This is a genomic window from Pseudomonas sp. S3_B08 (assembly GCF_054667725.1).
On the sequence record NZ_CP162750.1, the window covers coordinates 1,812,449 to 1,831,170 of the forward strand.

Here is an 18,722-nt window from a genome sequence, read left to right on the forward strand (position 1 = left end):
TCAATCCTCTGTGGTGGCGTTTTAGCTCACCACGCTGTGCATCACAGCGCGGCGCAGAGCGTGTTGAAGAATGGTGCGGTATTCGCAAAATGGAGACTATCGGCTGATTATGAATATCACCTATCCGAGATAAAAATGAGTGATCGTTTCCAAGAGTTAAAGGTGTTCGTGAGAGCGGCTGAGACAGCGAGCTTTTCGGCAGCAGCCCGGGAGCTTGGATTATCTCAGCCCTCCATCTCTCGAATAATTTCTGAACTCGAATCAAGATTAAATACGCGGCTATTGCTGCGTAGTACCCGTCGAATTGTACCAACGGAGGCCGGACAGGTTTTTTTGCAAAAAGCACGGCAAATTCTGTTTGATTTGGAGGAGGCCGACCACGTCGCGATGGGGATGGACAGCCTGAAAGGTGTACTGCGAGTGGCGCTGCCCTCCATCCTGGCGGGAAGGATCGTCATCCCCCAGTTGTCGAGATTTTTGGCAATTCATCCTGAGCTGAAACTGGAGCTTCTGACGTTGGACAGAATGCATGATTTAGTAGCTGAAGGCGCTGATATGGCGATCCGTTTTGGTGAATTGGAAGACTCGTCATTTGGTTTCAAGCGGCTAGCAATTGAGCACAGGTTGCTGGTTGCCTCGCCATCGTTTTTGGATGCCGTGGGCACTCCTCAGCATCCATCGGATCTGGTGAATTTTCACTGCATTGCAGGGCCTGGCGGGTCAGCAAGTCCGGGCTGGAATTTCAGCCGTGATGGCGTATCGACGGTGGTGAAGATGTCACCGCGTATCCGTGTCGCTTCGGCAGAGGCTGCCTTGGCCAGCGCATGTTCGGGGCTAGGATTGACCATTGCGTCTGCTTGGATATGTGAAGCTGAGTTGGACTCTGGGCAACTGATTTCTGTGTTGCCGGACTGGTCGCTGGATTCAATTGAGGTCAACGCCGTTTACCCTGCCGGACGGGTACCTTCGCAAAAAGTACGGCTTTTCACGGAGTTTCTTTCAGAGGTGCTGTCGCTTTGAGTGGCAACAAGCTGGGTTGAGCTGTAAAGCTTGTAGGCCTTACTGGATGCTGCTCTATTCAATCGCGTGAATCCGATATTCCGCTCCCCAAAAAGAAAAAAACTTTGCTGATTTTTTCATTGAGCTGTTAGATTCTCTTTAATGATAGCGATCGCTATCAATGTTGTTGGTAGTCCAACGTAAGCTCAATGGTGGGGCCTTCCAGCATGTCAGTATCAAGCGTCAGCAATGCAGCCGGTACATACTCTCAACAAGCCTTGTTTACTTCCAGGCCGAAACCCCAGACAACCGATGTAACTACAAATACTGACCGTCCAGCCGACGTCGTCAACGAACCATCTCCATCCACTGTAGTGACTCTTAGCGAGGCGGCGAAGAATCCTGCCTCACAGGTTGATGCAGAGAAATTTCCGGGGCTTGCCGCTTACGCCCGAGGTGAGAAAAACATCACTCTTACCGTTGAGGAAGGGAATGAGGGCGTGCGTCTCGGCATCATCAAAGTTGGAGTAGACAAAAGCTCCATGCCGCTTAGCGAGGCTTGGGCGCCACAGCTTTTCGTTCAAGCAGGCGGCGGCAAGGATCTCGATCGCAGCCGTTTCGTGAAGCAGCTAAATCGCGCTGGAGTCAGCGACGCCAACGCCCAAATCATGTTCAAGATCTTCGACAAGTCTGGTGATGGCAGCCTATCGCTTGATGAGTACTACGCCGGTATCAAGTCGGGCGGCAGCCAGAACACCGAACTGTTTCAGAGGCTCATCGACACCTACACACGCAATGCGGATGGCAGTGTAAACGACACCGCTACCAACCAGTTCCTGGCTCAGGGTTTGGCCGTCGCCACCGCGTTCTGGTCACGCCATAACGATTGATTCACTGCTTGGACTCTGAACTCCATAAGAGTGTCTTATGAACAATTTGATAGAGCTGTATGGCGCAAACACAGGAAACAGTTTTCGGGCTGCAATTGCGTTGGAAGAAGCGGGTATTGCCTACGCTGCCAGAAAAGTGGATCTGTGGGCACATGAACAGCGCGACGTACCCTACAAGGCTCTCAATCCTGCCGGTAAAGTTCCTACTCTGGTCGACCATTCGGAGACGCCAGTGCTGATCATCAATCAGTCGAACGCGATCATCCAATACGCCGATGCCAAAGTTCCAGGTCAGCTCGCGCCAATTTGGCCCGGCCCAGAAACTGTCAGAGTTTATGATCGCTACTTCTTTTTCGTGACTGACGTTATTGCTCCTAGCCACGCCGCATTCTTCCTACGCCAAGCGGGATTGGACGATGCCGCCGCAGTGATGGGCGAGCGTGTCATCGAGCAGCTCATTTTTGCAGAGAGTTTTCTGACACAGGGATTTATGGCCGGAGATCGTTTCTCTATGGCAGATATTTCTGCATTTACGATCGCTTCATCTGTTCGCGACCGTTTGGACTGGAAAAGCCATCCTCGACTGGCAGAATGGTTTCACGCCATCGAAGCAAGGCCCGCCGTTCAGCGGGGCTTGAACACTTTCCAATAGCAGGGAGAGTAAGTGTTGCTGGCGAGGTAAGGTTAGTCGCCAAGATCTCAACGTCTTGGCGTAGTTGTGTGGAAGAGTTTTTTAACGTCAGTGTGGATACCAAACAAATCACGGCAAAAAGCGTTTTGCTCGCAAGCTAGCAATCATTTCGAGCAACGCGACTTCGGTGTGCATAGGCTCTGTGAAACCGGCACGGCGAATCTTACCCATGTCAGATAACAGGTCCTGTTGGAAGTTGAACACAAAGTCTCCGAACCCCCAGTTCACTAACTGTGCAAATGGTATGGGTTGCAAGTCGTGTTTCTCTGCGAGGTGCTGCCAAACATCTGCCTGATCAGCCATGTGTGTGCTCATCGACATCGGTTGTGGCTCATCGATCGGCAAGTCAAGGGCTTCACCCAGCTTCTTCCACAGGTGATTCCAGCGGAACGGTTCACCCACTAAGTTAAAGGCCTCATTGCGCGCACTATCGGCAGTTGCGGCCCATAGGCTTGCGCGTCCAAGCCAGCGGGCATCTGTTAATTGAGCGTAAATGCCACGATAGGTGTGTGGCGAACCGGGGAATTTGAGTGGCACGCCGGATTCGCGGCACAGTGCCGCGTAAGCACCGATGACCATGGAGATATTGAAAGGATTGCCAGCGATGTCGCCCAATACGGCATCCGGCCGCAGAATTGACCATTCTAACTCGCCGGCGAGCTGGCGTTCACGCAGGACGTCTTCCTGAGCGAAATACAAATTCGCCGCCAGATGCCGAGACGCATCTTCGTAAAACGGCGTAGGAACCGGCCCGCCCAAGTGGCCGCCGTAGACTTTCGCGCCCTGGTACAGCACGACCCGGTGAACGTTGGCTCCAGCGGCTTTCAACCCGTCGAGGACGTTGCGCAACATCGCCGCATTGGTCTGTGCCTCAATGAGAGCATTGCCATTGGGCTGGTAAGCCGCGAAAAAAACGTGGGTGATATCGCTGACATCCCGCAGTGCGGCCTTGGTAGCTGCTGCATCTGTGAGGTCGCACTCGATGGAATCGACATCCGGGTTCAGACTGCGGCGTAGGGCGCGGACACTCCATTGGGGATCTGCCACCAAGGTCTCCACCACCGCATTACCGATGATGCCGCTGGCTCCAACGACCAACGCATGAAGATGAGTATTCATGCTCGGCCCTCCTTGGTCATGCAGACACACGTACGGCGGGCTGCAATTTGAGCGCTTGAAAGGTTGTTGCCATAGCTGAACGAAAGCACCATGAGAATTCCTGAGCAGATAAGAATGGCGTCACGCGACGAGCAGCTATGCTGCGTCATTCATCATTCCTTCGGTATCCACTAACCGTGAACATCAGATATCCGAAACTCAAATGAGTAGTGGTTTTGAGGAAGTGACACGGCTGATCAGTCGTGCCATTTCGTGGCTTTCAGAGCACATTATTGACTAACCGCTATTGGCCAAAAGCAGCCTACTGCTCAATTAAAAACTCGTCTGTCGCATTAAATCTGGCAACTGAAATTGACGGGATGAGGGCGGACTGGAAAGAAGGGTTGCGGAAATTGCTGAAAAGATGCGGAAACGATCCACAAAAAGAGGAGCAAAATTTCTGAATGCCAGAAACGACAAAGCCCTGAATAATCAGGGCTTTGTCGTACATAAGATGGCGGAGGCGATGGGATTCGAACTCATGGACCTGTTACAGTCGACGGTTTTCAAGTCCACTGCCTATTTTCGTCATTTCAACAGCTTAGGGTTACGCGTTCCGCTTAGCTTCTACCACGGCTGATTTCGTTAAATAAAAATCGAGGTGCTATAAATAAGAAAACTGCCTATTGTTTTTTTTCGTCCACTGAAATGATTACATAGGACGATGCGAACCAAATAGAATCCTTCCCGTTTATTTTGCTTCCTCCTTCGATGTTTTGCTTGGCGTTAAAGCTGCACTCGCTATTACTTGATTCTGGTGCGGCATCCTTTGAGGAGAGTGCAGAAAAAGTAACGTAATAAACACCGGGTTCTTTAACGGCGGCAAAAAAACTTAATTTTCTCTCCGAAGCAATTGGGACGCGTAAATCGTAAAGTGGGTTGTTTTTTATTTTTGGATTGTCTGAGATTTTTTCGTAGTATAGAGGGAAGACGGTTTTGTCCGCTCTGGCCTGGCCTTCAAAGTTATAGGCGATCTTGCTAACTGATAACGAGTCTGGGCATAACTTGAAATAAATAGCTTCATTACTGCTATTTTTAATCGTGACTGTGGGGGTGAGGTAGTACCCATCAGTCGATTTAGATACGGGGACTTCCACTGATAGGAGCGTGGATTCAGTGTCCCTGATTCGTTTCTGAATATCGGCTAGCTCTGCAATCGCTCGATCTTTTTGTTGAAGAGCATCAAAAGTATATGCGCCCCATACTAAAGTTGCCAAGGCGCATGAGGCTATTACAAAATTATTGTAGGCCTGATGATGTCTCAAAAAGTCGCAAGCTCGCGTAACTAGCGCGGCTCTGAAGTAAATTATCGCAACTAGTAGGGCAATCAGCCCCCCGAACGAGATAAGCCATATCAACGTGGTAGACATGTTTTTTACCTAGTTGAGTATCGCGGGGCGCCATCTTCTGGGAACAGTTCCGATGATGGCTCTTGATCTACAAAAGATCTGTTTTGACCTGCTGGCTTGACCCAAAGCGTCTTTTTGACGGCGTCCAAATCTACATTGTCTTTAACCGCAGAAAGATTTTGCATTACGATTGGAGTTACATCGTTCTTAACTTTTTCTAGATTTTCATCGGCGAATGCAATCGTCTGATTGAAAAGCATAGCTAAGCCAACGAGAAATGCCACACCCGATCGAATTGAGTTAGATTTGAAGCCGTACCATAAGTCTCCAGGAGACATGACCACTTGCTGAGACGTGAGAACCAGCAAACTTTTTTCATCGAAGAGCTTCATAAAGCCTAGGAGAGTCTCAAGGGACACAGGCCCCTCTCCTAGAAAAGAGGTCTCCTCACTACCAATCATCAAGGATAATACTTGAAGTCTATCCATCACCTCTGAAAGATTCTTGAGTGAATGGTGACTAAGGTCGCCAGCCTGATTGACCCTAAGACTGCTGTAATAAGTCCCGTCACTTACAAAGAAAGCGCTAAGCCAGTGATGGATTTCTTTTGAGTTGTCACCTAAAGAAAAAACGGCTTGATAGGCATGAAAGCTTTTGGCAAGAGTTATAGGGATCTTGCTACGCTCAATTGGGTCACCCCAAGTAACGGTGCGTCTAACTATGAATCGCTCTGAGCCAGAGAATGCTTCATTTGCCACATAAGGAGTGCTAGTAATGACTCCAGGATAAATATTCGCACCAGACAAAGTGAAAACAACATCGCCGACGGCCATTTCCTTTATAAAAGACAGCACCTGGCCTCGAACATTAATAGTCAGGTTGGGTGCCAGCTCGTTGCAAATGGTAAATATTGCCTCTCCTTCTGCTTCGCGAAGCTCTTCAAAAACCTCCTCGTCGGGGCTGACGTCATCCAAATGCGCCATTGCAATACAGCCAAGCTCTAGGAAGTTATTAATAAACTTGTACCTGGCTCCAGGTCGCACTACCCAGCACTTTGATTTGAGATTGGCGTGTCTGACTATAATGTTGGAGTCTTGGAGCTCATCCATGGCTTGACTTTAACTCTTCTTTGATGGTGCTGATTTGTGTGTGATGGCGCAAAGCTATATCACCCATTCGAAATTGTCAATAATGAGCATTTAGGACGCTCTGCCGACGGTCCCTGGCAGCCTCGCGAGTGATATTTTCCGATGGCTTTATTTGCAATAAGTGACCACTTAGAGTGATATATTTTGTGAGGTTGCGTCTGGCATGGAATCTGCTTGATTTGTTTTTAATTGCTTCAGAAAATTTCACTTGATGTTTTTTCTTTCAGAGGAATGTGGGTCTTTATGTTAGGAGGCTAAAAATAGTTCAATTTTAATTCGTATATAGGGAGGAGCTTGAATTGGTTTTGATTTGAAGAACTATTGACGGTTGGTGAGGGCGGTTTTTTTGTTATGAGGCTTACGCAGGTGGAGTCCAGCAAAAACACTTAAGTGGGACTACAATCCATGTGACATCCGAATGAGCCGGTGAAGCTATGAATCTGGCTCCTCGCGATACTAAATTCACAAGTCAAAGGATTATCAATTGTTGAAGCCTGCTCTGCGTCATTTTGAACGTGCTGCGTGTGAAATTGCTGCACACGGGGATAACGACACGCTTCCATTTGATTTGGATGTCCGGTTCTGTGGCGACCGAGCCCAAGAGCTTGCTTTCATTGCATTTGGCTTTTACGAAGAACTACGCGACGGTCCTTTAAAGGAGAATCACGACCGGATAGCGGCAATACGTGTGAATGGAGAGAGGCTGATCGCGGCTTCAGGTCCGACCGGATTTCGAGTCGTAACAAAGATTCATCTTTTCTGGAATATTTATCTCAATGGCTTGGCCATTGCGATTGCTGAGGCGTTAGAGCCGCAACGAGCGATCTATGCGCATTCGTACAGATTCATGACTCTCGGTGATGAAGAACTTTTTGATTCAAAGCGCTCATGGCGTGCCTTCAAGGAGGCCACCATTTCACGAGCAAGCTTTGAGGGCCAAGATGCAGTTGTCGTCCAGACCGACATCTCCAGCTTTTACGAGCATGTATCGCATCATTACATCGAGAATTTCATTAATGATCTCGGTGGTGATGGCAAGCAAGTCTCGAAACAGATCAATGTGCTGCTGAGCAAGCTTTCAGCAGGGAGATCCTTTGGGCTCCCTGTAGGTGGGCAGGGCGCGCGCGTGTTGGCAGAGCTACTGCTTAATCAAGTAGATTCGGCTTTAACGGCATCAGGGATAAAATGGGACCGATATGTTGACGACTATGTTTTGATCGCCGCCAGCACGGCTGACGCCTATCGCTCACTTGGGGTCCTAGCCCAATGTCTGATGGATTACGGCCTTAGTCTAAACAGGTCGAAGAGCGTGTTCTTGTCATCGAAACACTATCGAGATTACGTCCAGTCTCAGTTGGGCGATGGAGATGATGAAGCGGTCAAGCTTCGAACGATCGATCTGAAGTTCGACCCTTACTCTGACACCCCGGATAAGGATTACGAGTCGTTGAAGGAAACCGTCGAGACACTTGAGGTAAGACTACTACTCAACCGAGAGCTGGAAAAGGCACTCCCAGACACGTTCTTGGTTGCGCAGATTGGACGAACGATGCGACTGCACGAACCTAAAATCGCACTTGAGATTGCGTCTACATTGTTGAATAGTAAAAATCTTCATGCGTTCCGTTCATCCTTTTCTACCATCATGCGTGGCATCGCCACCCTACGAGGCGACGTGCGTTTCACGTCGATCCATGAGCGTATTGACTCATTGCTAGACGCTGTCCCACAAAACTCATCGCACCTTCTTAATGTCGACACTAGCCTTTTGCATTACATGCGCTGCTTAAGATTTTGCAGTACTTCGGAGCGTTCTAAATATGTGCGGAATCTCTTTGACACAACTCAGCTTGACACAGTTAGACGCGCATGTTTGGGTTGCTGGCGAAACTGGGGTGATAGGGCTGGGTTTAATTACTTGCGCAACCGCTGGCAACAAATGACCGCTGAGTGCCAGCGCCTTTTTTGGCTGGCCACCTATGAATTTGGTGATGAAGGAGCAGCTGCACGACGTCAGTTTCGCCACTCTATTCCTCAAGGATGGGCGCTAGGCGTAGAAGTCTTATTGGATGAGGAGAAGGACCGGGAAAAACTCAAAAAACACCGTCGCGGTGCAGAGCCTCGGTTCGCGGCCGTATATGCGACATGGGCAAAAGAGACTAAAAATGCAGATTGACCCGCGTTCAGTTGCTCGCGATATTCCAGGTGTTTTTTATGAAGTATTTCCACAACTGACTCCAGGAATTGTGGCCCACTTCAATTCATATGCCGACAAATTTAAAATGCAACTACTGCCGCCAGATCTGCTTTCTCAGTCTGCTCTACAGCGACCTATGCTGTTTGAGCTCGGGTATGCAGTCGGGGAGTGTTTAGTAACTGGAGTCGAGATAGATTGGTGTGAGTGTTTTGACTTGACTTTGAGGCGGCAAAGGGTGTTCTTCGATGCAGTACTACCCGACCAACTTACTTCAGGAGACCAGAAGCTAGCTGAAATTGTTGGACGGAATCTGTCAGCGGAGCTCATAGCAATGAGTCTCCAAAGTGAAGCGACAATCGTTCTGCGTCCAAGAATTCCAGGCTTCGAATGGATTTCGAGTGGAAACGGTGATTTTTCGATAGGTCATACCCTTATTGAAGTCAAATGCGCAGCCAAGCGCTTTTCATCGGCAGATTACCGTCAAGTAGCCATCTACTGGCTCCTCAGTTACGCAGCAGCCATCGAGGGTAGAGGCGAAGAGTGGAAGCATTTTGTTCTGTTGAATCCACGCAATGGTGAAAAGGTATCAATGAGCTATGACTCCTTCCTTGCGGTAATCAGTAGCGGACGAACGAAGGTAGACATCCTCCAATTGTTCCAATCGCTAGTCGGTACTCGGTTTAAGCGTTAGTGATAATCTCTCTCATTAGTCTCGATTTATATTTCCTCAGCTCATCTATGAAAACTAGGTTTTTCGTGCCAGAAAGTACTTCCGCAATTTTTTTGGACCCTTGTGTCTACTAGTTTTTATGGTCTCAAGAAACTGAGATATGCGGAAAAATAAGCACGGTAACTATTTGAAAAATAAGAATATCTGGGCGGACTTAAAATCCCTTGCTAAGAGGGAATGGGTTTTTCTTGGTGGGTGGGTTTTTCCACAACTGCTGCGGCCATCATGGCTTCCAGTGTGAAGCGACGATAAAATTTTATAAAGCTCAAGTAAAACAAGTAAGAGACTACGCTTAACGCTGGCAAGGTGATTGCTATTGTTAGTAGACTCGCATCACTGTATATGAGGTGCCAACTAGCCACCCAGAATAGCAAAATGAAATAAAATGTTAGTGTCCGCATTAAGCCAAAAAGAGCTACGTAGTTTTGCATCTTTGGCACGTGTTGAGGCGCGTTTTCCAGCGCGAAGTGATAGATGAACAGGAAGTAGTTTGTTTCTATCAGGGAATCTGCAAGCAGAGTATCTGAGCTGGAAACTCTTTTAAGTGTGTCTTCCATTTTCTGTTTGAGCAGTTCTCTAGTAGCCGGGTCAAGTTCTTTGTTGATGATTTTTTGTGTTTTGAGAGTCTTGCTTAGGAAGAAGTCTATTCCGCTGAGAGGTAGAAGCAATAGGGCAACCATCAAACGGATAATGTTTTTTTGAATGCTGAACTCGCCACGCGTGAAATAGCTTTTTTGATAGATACCGAGAAGAGTTTTTGAAGGAAAACCATACATCCAATTTAAATGTTTTTCGACGGTTATGGCAGATATGAAGTTTATCAAATGCCCGGAAATATAGGCTATTAAGATTAGTGGAGTGTAGAGCTCAACACCTTTCAAGTCGGACAGGTTGATTATTTTTAAAAGTGAACTCTCCTTGAAGGACGCGTGTGCAGAGATGCTGAAAAGCAAATAAACGACCAAGGATCCAGGTACGAAATAGCCGAGGAAGTCATAAAAAGAAAATGGGTTTTGTTTGATTTCCATTTTTTGTTTTCAATCTTGAGCCGCCACGGTGGCCACTGCGCGTTGGAGAGATTAGCAGTGGTCACTGAAAACGCTCAAAAATGCTAAACGATTGAGGCTGCGAGCGAAGGATTCGTGCCGGTGCAAATAGACGAGCTGCGGGGAAGCCCTGGCGACTAGCTCGGGATTGCGGAGGCGACTAGACTTGGGCTTTATTGATACCATTTCTGATACCAAAGCCGTGTATCGGGGCGTTTTTTAGCGATTTCTTGCGAGCTAAGCCGTTGATTTTTATACGCTTGAGGCAACATCACAATGCTAATAAGATCGCATCGTGATGTTAGCTGTGGAGATCAATTACCTTACCTATCAATGGGTTAGAGCTGGTCTGTGGTGCCTGGTACAAACCTGAGTACCAATCTGGAGCTTTTCCAGCTCCCCCAGTCTGTGCTTGAGTTGAGCCAACGCGCATAAGCCGTCCGCAACTGGGGCCGTTGAAGGCAAGCTGCTGAGCGACGAGTACGGGGTTCTTGTTGGACATTGGCGCGCATTGTCGCATAACTCAGACGGCAGTTATATGGCAGGCAAACGGGCGTACGCATCGGCTCGTCCGAGAAGTCCCCGATATCCGCTGATCAAAATCTCGAAAACCCGAATGAACTCACTCGGCCATTTTCACTTCGGAAAGTGGAGCAGCAGCCATTTTCGTTCAAACGAGTGAGGACCAAGCCATGCGAGCAATGACCTATCACGGCGCCCATGACGTGCGCGTCGAAACCGTACCGGACCCGAAACTTGAAGCCGCCGACGACATCATCCTGCGCGTCACCGCTACCGCCATCTGCGGGTCGGACCTGCACCTGTACCGAGGCAAGATACCCACCGTCGAGCACGGCGATATCTTCGGTCATGAGTTCATGGGGATCGTCGAAGAAAGCGGGCCAGCCGTCACGGCCGTGCAGCGCGGCGACCGAGTGGTGATTCCGTTCGTGATCGCCTGTGGCGATTGCTTCTTCTGCCAGCAAGAGCTTTACGCCGCTTGCGAGACCACCAACGAAGGCCCCGGCGCTGCGCTGAACAAGAAAATGATTCCGCCGCCAGCAGCGCTGTTCGGCTACAGCCGTATGTATGGCGGAATTCCCGGTGGCCAGGCGGAACTGGTGCGCGTGCCGAAAGCCAATACCGGCCCGTTCAAGGTACCGGGCACGCTGTCGGACGAGAAAGTGCTGTTTCTCTCTGACATCCTGCCGACTGCCTGGCAAGCGGTGATCAACGCCGGCGTTAAACAGGGTTCGAGTCTGGCGATCTACGGCGCCGGGCCGGTCGGTTTGCTCACCGCAGCCTGCGCGAGAATGCTCGGTGCCGAGCTGATCTTCATGGTCGACCATCACCAGTACCGCCTCGATTATGCCCAGCGCACCTACGGCGTGATTCCGATCAACTTCGATAAGGACGATGACCCGGCGGATACCATTACCAGCCAGACTCCCGGCCATCGCGGCGTTGATGCCGTGGTCGATGCCGTCGGCCTTGAAGCCAAGGGCAGCACCACCCAAACGGTCATGGCTACACTCAAACTTGAAGGCAGCAGCGGCAAGGCCTTGCGCCAGTGCATCGCCGCCGTCCGGCGCGGTGGTGTGGTCAGCGTTCCGGGGGTGTATGCAGGATTTATCCATGGCTTCATGTTCGGCGATGCTTTCGACAAGGGCCTGACCTTCAAAATGGGCCAGACTCACGTACAGCGTTTTCTCCCGGAGCTGCTTGGCTACATCGAAACCGGCAAGTTGCAGCCCGAGGCGATCATCACACACAGGCTGTCGCTGGAGCAGGCGGCCGAGGGTTACAAGATCTTCAATAAGAAGCAGGAAGAATGCCGCAAGGTGATTCTGACCCCGGGTGGCAGCGATGTTCCGCTGGCGCAGCTGGATGAAACCACGCCGTTCGTACCGGCCACCTGAAACCGAGGACTTTTCATGGCGCTACCGTCATCTTCGTTCGCCGCCCCCGTGCGAGCATGGTTTGTAAACCTGTCGCGCACGGGCTGGGGAGGGCGGGTTTTCTGGCTGACCCTGGTCGGTGTAACCGTGTTGTTGCTGATCAGCGGCTACACCGGTTTGGTCAGTACCGGCCGCGACACGCTACGCCTCGCCACCCTCGGCGGGCTGTCGGGTTTTGCCGCCACGGCAATCGGTGCGTTGCTGGCCCTGGCGTTGCGGGCGATTACTTCGCGAACTCAAGACACCATGCTCGGGTTTGCGGCAGGGATGATGTTGGCTGCCAGTTCCTTTTCACTGATCCTGCCGGGGATTGCGGCGGCGAAGGAAGCGGTGAGCAGTCCCATGCTCGCCGCTGCCGTCGTTGTGGCCGGCATGGCTTTAGGCGTGGCGTTGATGGTCGGTCTCGACCGCTTCGTCCCCCACGAACATGAAAAAAGCGGCCGGCGCGGGCCTGAAGCCAAGCGCTTCAATCGGGTCTGGCTGTTCGTGCTGGCGATCACTCTGCACAACCTTCCGGAAGGCATGGCGATCGGCGTCAGCTTCGCCACCGGCGACATGAAAATCGGCTTGCCGCTGACCACCGCCATTGCCATTCAGGACATCCCCGAAGGTCTGGCTGTGGCGTTGGCGCTGCGGGTGACCGGCATTTCCGCAGGGCGTGCAGCGTTGATTGCCGCCGCTTCAGGATTGATGGAACCGTTGGGCGCGATTGTCGGATTGGGCATCACCAACAGTTTTGCGTTGGGTTTTCCGGTGGCGATGGGCCTGGCGGCGGGCGCGATGATCTTTGTGGTGTCGCATGAAGTGATCCCGGAAACTCACCGCAACGGCCACGAGACGCCTGCCACGCTCGGGCTGATGCTTGGGTTCGGCGTGATGATGTTTCTCGATACCGCTTTGGGTTAAAAAACGACGTGCACCACTGAGCCTATCGTCTCGCACAAAAAAGGAATTTTTTTCAGCGCCAATCACTCTTTCGTTTATAGGCAATGCCAATAACGCAGGGGAATGAGTCATGTCGCTGATCGAAATCCCGACCAGGAAGTCTTCGGGTAAAACATCCACGCCGGCGGATACCGAGCGCCGGCTTTATGACCGATTGCTGGCGGAAGACTCCACGGTTGATCGTGCGGCACTGGACTTCCTGCGCCGGCAGCTGAGCAAGGCGGCTGCGCTGTCTGACGATTTGCCGGCCAGCGCCGAAGAGCTGCTGCAATGGTCGGAAACCCGCTGCGCTAGCGTGGCGGCCGAGTACGCCGATTACCTCGAACAACGTCAGCAGGGCGCGCCGCGCCGCTATTTCCGCAACAAATCCCACGCGTTGTATTTCATCTTGCATGTGGCACCGACCAAAGAGGTCGATGGCGCTTGGCTGGCTGGGCTGTTGCCGCAGTGGCAGGACCCGCGTTTCGACGATTTGCTCGATACCTATCTTGAAGAGCTGGGCGAGGGCGTGCCACGGCAGAATCATGTGGTGATCTATCGCAAGCTGCTCGCCGAGCATGAATGCTCTGATCTGAGCGGTCTTGCCGACGAGTATTTTCTGCAAGGCGCGGTGCAGCTGGCACTGGGACGTTTCGGCGGGCAGTTTCTGCCAGAAGTCATCGGCTTCAACCTCGGCTATGAACAACTGCCGCTGCACTTGTTGATCAGTGCTTATGAGCTAGCGGAGCTGGGCATCGATCCGCACTATTTCCGCCTGCACGTGACCATCGACAACGCCAGCACCGGCCATGCGCGCAAGGCTGTGCAATCAATGCTCGAACTGATGCCGCTGGGCGATGAACGCGATGAGTTCTACCGGCGCATGGCCGTCGGTTATCGCCTCAACGACGTGGGCAAAGGCACAACCGCCGTCATCACAGAGTTTGATCTGGACCACGAAGTCATCGCCATGCTTGAGCGCAAGGCGGTCTTTGGCCGGCACATGCATTCCGACTACTGCCGTATCGAAAACCGCACCATCAATCAGTGGCTGGCCACGCCGGGACAGATGGGCGAGTTTCTTTCGGCGCTGGAGCGCAAAAGCTGGATCAAACGCGGTGAGGCGGTGGAAGAAAGTCGTTTCTGGCGTTTGATCGACGGCAGCGATGCGGCGATGTTCGGGGTGTTCAATGGCTATGAGAAACAGCTGTTGCGCGACTGGATCACTCAGGATTGCCCGGCCTCCCAGCCTCGGCCTTACGTACGCCGCGAAGCTGCCGTCGAAGAAACCTTTGACGATGACGCCGATCTGCTCAACCTGGAAGCGGCACTGGCCGACAAGCCTGCCGCCGAACAGATGTCATTGTTGATGCCATGGCTGCAACCCCAGCGGCACTGGCGTCCGGCCGGACTTTTCGCGACGCGTCGCTTCATGCAACTGCGCGCCCGCTTGCGTTGAAACAAGGAGGCTTCATGTCGGCACAAGAAACATCGGACAGAGCGCTGTTCGAGTTGGGCAAGCGCCTGCTCGACAGCGGTTATCACTTCATTACCCCAACGCCGTTGACCCACGAACGTTTTCTGCAGCGCTTTGCCACGCCGTTGGCGAAAGATCTGCGTGATGTGTTTGGCTGGTCGATGCCGTTTCCTTCAGAGCTGTTTCGCGCAGAAGAACTGGCCACGCTGGAGCAGGCCGGCGTAGTCGAACGCGATGGCGCGGTGTGGCGCAGTCGTGTGCGCTGGTCGACGCTGAATGACCGGTTATTCGCCCACTCGGCGTTTCCGACCACCGCGAGCGATGCGGTGTTCTTTGGCCCGGACACTTATCGTTTTGCTCAGGCGATCGAAGCGCAGTTGCAGCAGCGCTTTTCGCCGATCAGGCGCGCAGTGGACATCGGCTGCGGCAGCGGCGCCGGGGCGGTGCTCATCGCCAAGGCACGGCCGGATGCCCAAGTGCTGGCGGTGGATATCAATCCGCAGGCGTTGCGCATGAGTGCCGTCAACGCTGAGCTGGCCGGGGCCAGCAACGTGTCGGTGTACCACAGCGATCTGCTCGCCAGTGTCGAAGGTCAGTTCGACTTGATCATCGCCAACCCGCCGTATATGAACGACCAGCAACAGCGCGCCTATCGCCACGGCGGCGGGGCGCTGGGCGAAGGCTTGTCGGTGCGTATCGTGCGTGAGGCGTTACCACGTCTGGAGGTCGGCGGCACGTTGCTGGTGTACACCGGCGTGGCGATCGTGGGCGGGCAGGACCCGTTCCGCGAGGCCGTGGCGCCTCTGCTCAAGGGCGAACGTTTTGGCTGGACTTATCGTGAACTCGATCCGGACGTGTTCAGTGAGGAATTGCTCAAGCCGGAATATGAGCGCGCCGAGCGAATCGCCGTGGTCGCACTGACGGTAACCCGCGAGCAGTGACCGACGTGTGGGCCACTGCTGACGCGGTGGCCTTCAGCGATTTCTGATGCGCGAGATCGTCAGCAGACAAACTCCTACCAGCATCGCGGCCCCAGCCACCAAAAGCGGCGACGGGCGAATCGGCTGTCGCGAGATACGCTCGATGCGCCCGGCGAGGGAGGCGCGCACCGGCGCAAGGGGTTCCGCCAGATAAGGCGCTTCTTCGATCTCCAGGCGTAAGCCGTCCGGCATCACCAGCGTCAGCCCTTCAATCGTACCGGCAATTCTGCCCGGATAAACCGGCTCACCGGTCGGGTCGAGCTGGTCGTAGAAAAACATTTGCCCTTCAAGCCAGCCGACGGCGGTCTGCAATTCAGGCCCCAGGTAATACTTTCCATCGAGAAAAAAGCCAGAGAATTGCGGCGCGCGCTCGACGCTTTCAATTCGATAGCGCTGACCTGGTTTCATACCGGTTTGTGGGGCGATCATGGGGGTTCCTCCGTTATTGGTAAGCGATAGAGGAGCGCGTGCCAAGCGTGGTTCCATCCAAATGAGCAACGGGCGTTTGTATGGATTCAAGTGTGCTGGAGCTTTACACGCAAACGCGCAAGACAGTTTTTCACAGTTGAGGGTTCACTATCGGTTACGAACTGTGGCTAAAATGCCACCCTTTCACCGAGCGCCCGGAAACGGCGCGGGCCATGGACGCGCCCTGTGCATCAAGACCGCTGCATAAGACGCTGGGCCTCAGGTCGCCACGCGCGCAGTTTGTTCACTTTTGACGTGTGACCCTTTTCCGTGAAACTCATCATTGCCGCTGTTTATGTCATCTCCATTGCTTACGTTCACTTGCGTGGACGCGTGCGCCACAAGCTGGGGCGGCAACTGAGTGACCACTCGACGTTCCTCGCGCCGATCAACTGCTTCCTCTATCTGTTTTCGAAAATTCCCAACAAGCCGTATCTGAACCCGGCGGACTTTCCCGATCTGAGCCCGTTGCAGGCGCACTGGCAAGAGATTCGCGAGGAGGGCCAGAATCTGTTGCGTGCCGGCGAGATCAAGCGCTCGAATCAGTATGACGATGTCGGCTTCAACTCTTTCTTCAAGACTGGCTGGAAGCGCTTCTACCTCAAGTGGTACGGCGACAGCCATCCATCGGCGATGAAGCTGTGCCCGCGCACCACTGAATTGGTGCAGAGCATCGGCTCAATCAAGGCGGCGATGTTTGCCGAGCTGCCGCCGGGCTCGAAGCTGGTGCGCCATCGCGATCCTTACGCCGGTTCCTATCGCTATCACCTGGGTCTGGATACGCCGAACGATCCTGGCTGCTACATCAACGTCGACGGTGAGAACTATCACTGGCGCGATGGCGAAGCGGTGATGTTCGACGAGACGTTTATTCATTACGCCGAAAACACCACGGATCAGAACCGGATCATTCTGTTCTGTGATATTGAGCGGCCGTTGAAGTACCACTGGGCGGCGGCGTTCAACCGCTGGTTCAGCCGCACCGTGATGTCAGCGGCAGGCGCGCCGAATGATGCGGGGGACAAGACCGGTGGTATCAACCGCTTGTTTACCAAGATCTACAAGATCCGTTTGCGCGGCAAAGAGCTGAAGAAGCGCAACCGTACGCGGTATTACCTGGAGAAGTGGGCGATTTTTGCGGCGTTGTTGGCGATCTTTATTCTGATCTGAGACTTGCGGTGTCAGTACCGGCCTCTTCGCGAGCAGGCTCGCTCCCACATTTTGAAATGCGTTTCCCTGTGGGAGCGAGCCTGCTCGCGAAGGCGGCCTCACTTCAAACATACCTCTAGCTGGCCCAACGCTTACTCCCCGGACGCCTTCCGAGTCTTCTTGGCCGGCGCCGCCTTACTGCTTGATTTGGCCTTGGGCTTGGCCGGTGCCTTGCCACCGAGGCTGCGTTTGAGCAGCTCGGTCAAGTCGATAACATCGGCAGTCTTGCGTTCTTCCTCGCCAGTGGTGGTCTCGACGTCCTCAATCTTGCCTTCGTGGGCTTTTTTCTCGACCAGCGCCATGATCTTGTCTTCGAACTCGTCCTTGTAGTCCTCAGGCGACCACTCCGAGGTCATGTCTTCAACCAGACGTTTAGCCATGTCCAGCTCACCCTTGGCCAATTGCGGCTTGGTCACTTCACTGCCCAGCGCCAATTCATCAAGACTGCGCACTTCCTGCGGCCAGCGCAGTTTCACCAGAACCAGCGCCGACTCCAGCGGCATCAACGCGGCCAGGTATTGACGGGTATGCAGGACAACGCGGGCGAGGGCGACCTTGTTGGTTTTGCTCAGGGTTTCGCGCAGCAACGCGTAGACCTTGCCGCCGCGCTTGTCTGGCGCCAAATAGTAGGGCGTATCGATGTTCTGCAGCGGAATCTGCTCGGCGTCGACGAAAGAGAAAATATCGATGGTCTGTGTCGAGACGGGGTGCGCCGAGCGGATTTCTTCCTCGCTGAGCACCACGTAGCGGCCCTTTTCGTAGGCCACGCCTTTGACGATGTTTTCTTTGGTGACTTCCTTGCCGGTGACCTTGTTGATGCGTTTGTAGCCCACCGGGTCCATGCTGCGGCTGTCGAGCCAGTCGAAGTCCACGCCTTGGGACGACGTCGCTGAAACCAGCGCCACGGGGATGTGTACCAGTCCAAAACTGATTGCGCCTTTCCAGATTGCCCGAGCCATGACCTGTCCTCCGAGTGATGATCAGGTGACCCGTGGCGCGGCGAGAAAGTTTCCAGTGATTGCGCGGCTTCCAGCGGTACGGTCAAGCCGTGTTACATGTTGTTTAAGGCACGAGGGTTAACAAATCCGAACCCACGGCGTAGCTTGGGCTCCAAGGCTCTAGTCCACGCACATCGAGAGGTATTCCCATGAACCGGTTTCTGATTGGCATCGCCGTCCTCGTCTTAAGTGGTGGCCTGGTTCATGCCGATGTCGTGCTCGCACAAAGCCCCACCGGGAACAGCAACAATCCCTACAACAGCCCGATCCGCCGGGCCAATCCCAACAGCATGCAGGGCACCCAGCCCAGCGCTCCGCCGCTTCGCGGGCCGAACACCGTTCCCGTGCCACGTCAGCCGACCGTTGAAAATCGCGGCATCGGCAATGGTCAACCGATTCGTTCGGTGCCGAGCAATCCGCCAACCTTCATTCCCAACCCGCCCTCACGGGGCACCGGCAGCAACCGTTGAACGGCAGGACTGATGTTCTGTCAGCCTTTC

Annotated in this window: 17 protein-coding genes; 11 read left to right on the plus strand and 6 right to left on the minus strand. The window is 53.1% G+C overall.

Features of this window, described 5'->3' with window-relative positions; all coding sequences use genetic code 11:
- Window positions 1–60 precede the first annotated feature (60 nt).
- From AB4N73_RS08370 to AB4N73_RS08380, 3 genes are all read left to right on the plus strand, one after another.
- Window positions 61–1,020: a LysR family transcriptional regulator gene (locus tag AB4N73_RS08370; RefSeq protein ID WP_460143236.1), complete on the plus strand. Its 960-nt coding sequence runs from the start codon at window positions 61–63 to the stop codon at window positions 1,018–1,020.
- A gap of 206 nt (window positions 1,021–1,226) precedes the next feature.
- Window positions 1,227–1,889 (plus strand): EF-hand domain-containing protein, encoded by a 663-nt coding sequence (locus AB4N73_RS08375; protein ID WP_460143237.1) that lies wholly within the window; start codon window positions 1,227–1,229, stop codon window positions 1,887–1,889.
- Window positions 1,890–1,926: 37 nt separating this feature from the next.
- On the plus strand, window positions 1,927–2,541 hold the full coding sequence (locus tag AB4N73_RS08380) for a glutathione S-transferase family protein (protein WP_460099390.1): 615 nt from the start codon (window positions 1,927–1,929) through the stop codon (window positions 2,539–2,541).
- A 108-nt stretch (window positions 2,542–2,649) separates the two neighbouring features.
- Here the strand turns inward: AB4N73_RS08380 and AB4N73_RS08385 are convergent, their stop codons facing one another.
- The 3 genes from AB4N73_RS08385 to AB4N73_RS08395 form a co-directional block, all read right to left on the minus strand.
- Entirely contained in the window at window positions 2,650–3,699 is a 1,050-nt protein-coding gene (locus tag AB4N73_RS08385) for an SDR family oxidoreductase (RefSeq protein WP_212621878.1), read from the minus strand.
- A gap of 662 nt (window positions 3,700–4,361) precedes the next feature.
- Window positions 4,362–5,108, minus strand: coding sequence for a hypothetical protein (locus AB4N73_RS08390; RefSeq protein ID WP_460143238.1), 747 nt, complete (start codon window positions 5,106–5,108; stop codon window positions 4,362–4,364).
- Window positions 5,109–5,113: 5 nt separating this feature from the next.
- Entirely contained in the window at window positions 5,114–6,196 is a 1,083-nt protein-coding gene (locus AB4N73_RS08395; RefSeq protein WP_460143239.1) for a hypothetical protein, read from the minus strand.
- Window positions 6,197–6,722: 526 nt separating this feature from the next.
- Between AB4N73_RS08395 and AB4N73_RS08400 the strand changes: the two genes are divergently transcribed.
- A complete protein-coding gene (locus AB4N73_RS08400; protein WP_460143240.1) occupies window positions 6,723–8,411 on the plus strand; it encodes an RNA-directed DNA polymerase in 1,689 nt (562 codons plus the stop codon).
- Complete coding sequence (locus AB4N73_RS08405; protein ID WP_460143241.1) at window positions 8,401–9,123, plus strand: hypothetical protein; 723 nt, start codon at window positions 8,401–8,403, stop codon at window positions 9,121–9,123. Before AB4N73_RS08400 ends, AB4N73_RS08405 begins: the two co-directional genes overlap by 11 nt.
- A gap of 206 nt (window positions 9,124–9,329) precedes the next feature.
- Here the strand turns inward: AB4N73_RS08405 and AB4N73_RS08410 are convergent, their stop codons facing one another.
- Window positions 9,330–10,190, minus strand: coding sequence for a hypothetical protein (locus AB4N73_RS08410; RefSeq protein ID WP_460143242.1), 861 nt, complete (start codon window positions 10,188–10,190; stop codon window positions 9,330–9,332).
- Between the two features lie 710 nt (window positions 10,191–10,900).
- Between AB4N73_RS08410 and AB4N73_RS08415 the strand changes: the two genes are divergently transcribed.
- The 4 genes from AB4N73_RS08415 (at window position 10,901) to AB4N73_RS08430 (ending at window position 15,508) form a co-directional block, all read left to right on the plus strand.
- On the plus strand, window positions 10,901–12,127 hold the full coding sequence (locus AB4N73_RS08415; RefSeq protein ID WP_460143243.1) for a zinc-dependent alcohol dehydrogenase: 1,227 nt from the start codon (window positions 10,901–10,903) through the stop codon (window positions 12,125–12,127).
- 15 nt (window positions 12,128–12,142) lie between these two features.
- On the plus strand, window positions 12,143–13,072 hold the full coding sequence (locus AB4N73_RS08420; protein ID WP_460143244.1) for a ZIP family metal transporter: 930 nt from the start codon (window positions 12,143–12,145) through the stop codon (window positions 13,070–13,072).
- A gap of 109 nt (window positions 13,073–13,181) precedes the next feature.
- Window positions 13,182–14,549, plus strand: coding sequence for an iron-containing redox enzyme family protein (locus AB4N73_RS08425; protein ID WP_460143245.1), 1,368 nt, complete (start codon window positions 13,182–13,184; stop codon window positions 14,547–14,549).
- Between the two features lie 14 nt (window positions 14,550–14,563).
- The gene (locus AB4N73_RS08430) at window positions 14,564–15,508 is read left to right on the plus strand and encodes a methyltransferase (protein WP_460143246.1); all 945 of its coding nucleotides are present in this window, start codon (window positions 14,564–14,566) and stop codon (window positions 15,506–15,508) included.
- Between the two features lie 33 nt (window positions 15,509–15,541).
- Here the strand turns inward: AB4N73_RS08430 and AB4N73_RS08435 are convergent, their stop codons facing one another.
- Window positions 15,542–15,976: a short chain dehydrogenase gene (locus tag AB4N73_RS08435; RefSeq protein ID WP_150742113.1), complete on the minus strand. Its 435-nt coding sequence runs from the start codon at window positions 15,974–15,976 to the stop codon at window positions 15,542–15,544.
- 309 nt (window positions 15,977–16,285) lie between these two features.
- Between AB4N73_RS08435 and lpxO the strand changes: the two genes are divergently transcribed.
- Entirely contained in the window at window positions 16,286–17,185 is a 900-nt protein-coding gene (gene lpxO, locus AB4N73_RS08440) for a lipid A hydroxylase LpxO (RefSeq protein WP_150635344.1), read from the plus strand.
- A gap of 131 nt (window positions 17,186–17,316) precedes the next feature.
- On the opposite strand, the gene ku is transcribed toward lpxO, so the two are convergent.
- The gene (ku, locus tag AB4N73_RS08445) at window positions 17,317–18,183 is read right to left on the minus strand and encodes a non-homologous end joining protein Ku (protein ID WP_056785952.1); all 867 of its coding nucleotides are present in this window, start codon (window positions 18,181–18,183) and stop codon (window positions 17,317–17,319) included.
- A 188-nt stretch (window positions 18,184–18,371) separates the two neighbouring features.
- On the opposite strand from ku, the gene AB4N73_RS08450 reads away from it, so the two are divergent.
- Window positions 18,372–18,692, plus strand: coding sequence for a hypothetical protein (locus tag AB4N73_RS08450; RefSeq protein ID WP_056785955.1), 321 nt, complete (start codon window positions 18,372–18,374; stop codon window positions 18,690–18,692).
- Window positions 18,693–18,722 lie beyond the last annotated feature (30 nt).

Bases quoted from the DNA above. Each gene is read 5' to 3' on its own strand.
- AB4N73_RS08420 (WP_460143244.1), top strand. From the start codon at position 12,143: ATGGCGCTACCGTCATCTTCGTTCGCCGCCCCCGTGCGAGCATGGTTT.
- AB4N73_RS08425 (WP_460143245.1), top strand. From the start codon at position 13,182: ATGTCGCTGATCGAAATCCCGACCAGGAAGTCTTCGGGTAAAACATCC.
- AB4N73_RS08430 (WP_460143246.1), top strand. From the start codon at position 14,564: ATGTCGGCACAAGAAACATCGGACAGAGCGCTGTTCGAGTTGGGCAAG.
- AB4N73_RS08390 (WP_460143238.1), bottom strand. From the start codon at position 5,108: ATGTCTACCACGTTGATATGGCTTATCTCGTTCGGGGGGCTGATTGCC.
- AB4N73_RS08395 (WP_460143239.1), bottom strand. From the start codon at position 6,196: ATGGATGAGCTCCAAGACTCCAACATTATAGTCAGACACGCCAATCTC.
- AB4N73_RS08450 (WP_056785955.1), top strand. From the start codon at position 18,372: ATGAACCGGTTTCTGATTGGCATCGCCGTCCTCGTCTTAAGTGGTGGC.
- AB4N73_RS08415 (WP_460143243.1), top strand. From the start codon at position 10,901: ATGCGAGCAATGACCTATCACGGCGCCCATGACGTGCGCGTCGAAACC.
- AB4N73_RS08375 (WP_460143237.1), top strand. From the start codon at position 1,227: ATGTCAGTATCAAGCGTCAGCAATGCAGCCGGTACATACTCTCAACAA.
- AB4N73_RS08405 (WP_460143241.1), top strand. From the start codon at position 8,401: ATGCAGATTGACCCGCGTTCAGTTGCTCGCGATATTCCAGGTGTTTTT.
- AB4N73_RS08385 (WP_212621878.1), bottom strand. From the start codon at position 3,699: ATGAATACTCATCTTCATGCGTTGGTCGTTGGAGCCAGCGGCATCATC.
- AB4N73_RS08410 (WP_460143242.1), bottom strand. From the start codon at position 10,190: ATGGAAATCAAACAAAACCCATTTTCTTTTTATGACTTCCTCGGCTAT.
- AB4N73_RS08435 (WP_150742113.1), bottom strand. From the start codon at position 15,976: ATGATCGCCCCACAAACCGGTATGAAACCAGGTCAGCGCTATCGAATT.
- ku (WP_056785952.1), bottom strand. From the start codon at position 18,183: ATGGCTCGGGCAATCTGGAAAGGCGCAATCAGTTTTGGACTGGTACAC.
- AB4N73_RS08380 (WP_460099390.1), top strand. From the start codon at position 1,927: ATGAACAATTTGATAGAGCTGTATGGCGCAAACACAGGAAACAGTTTT.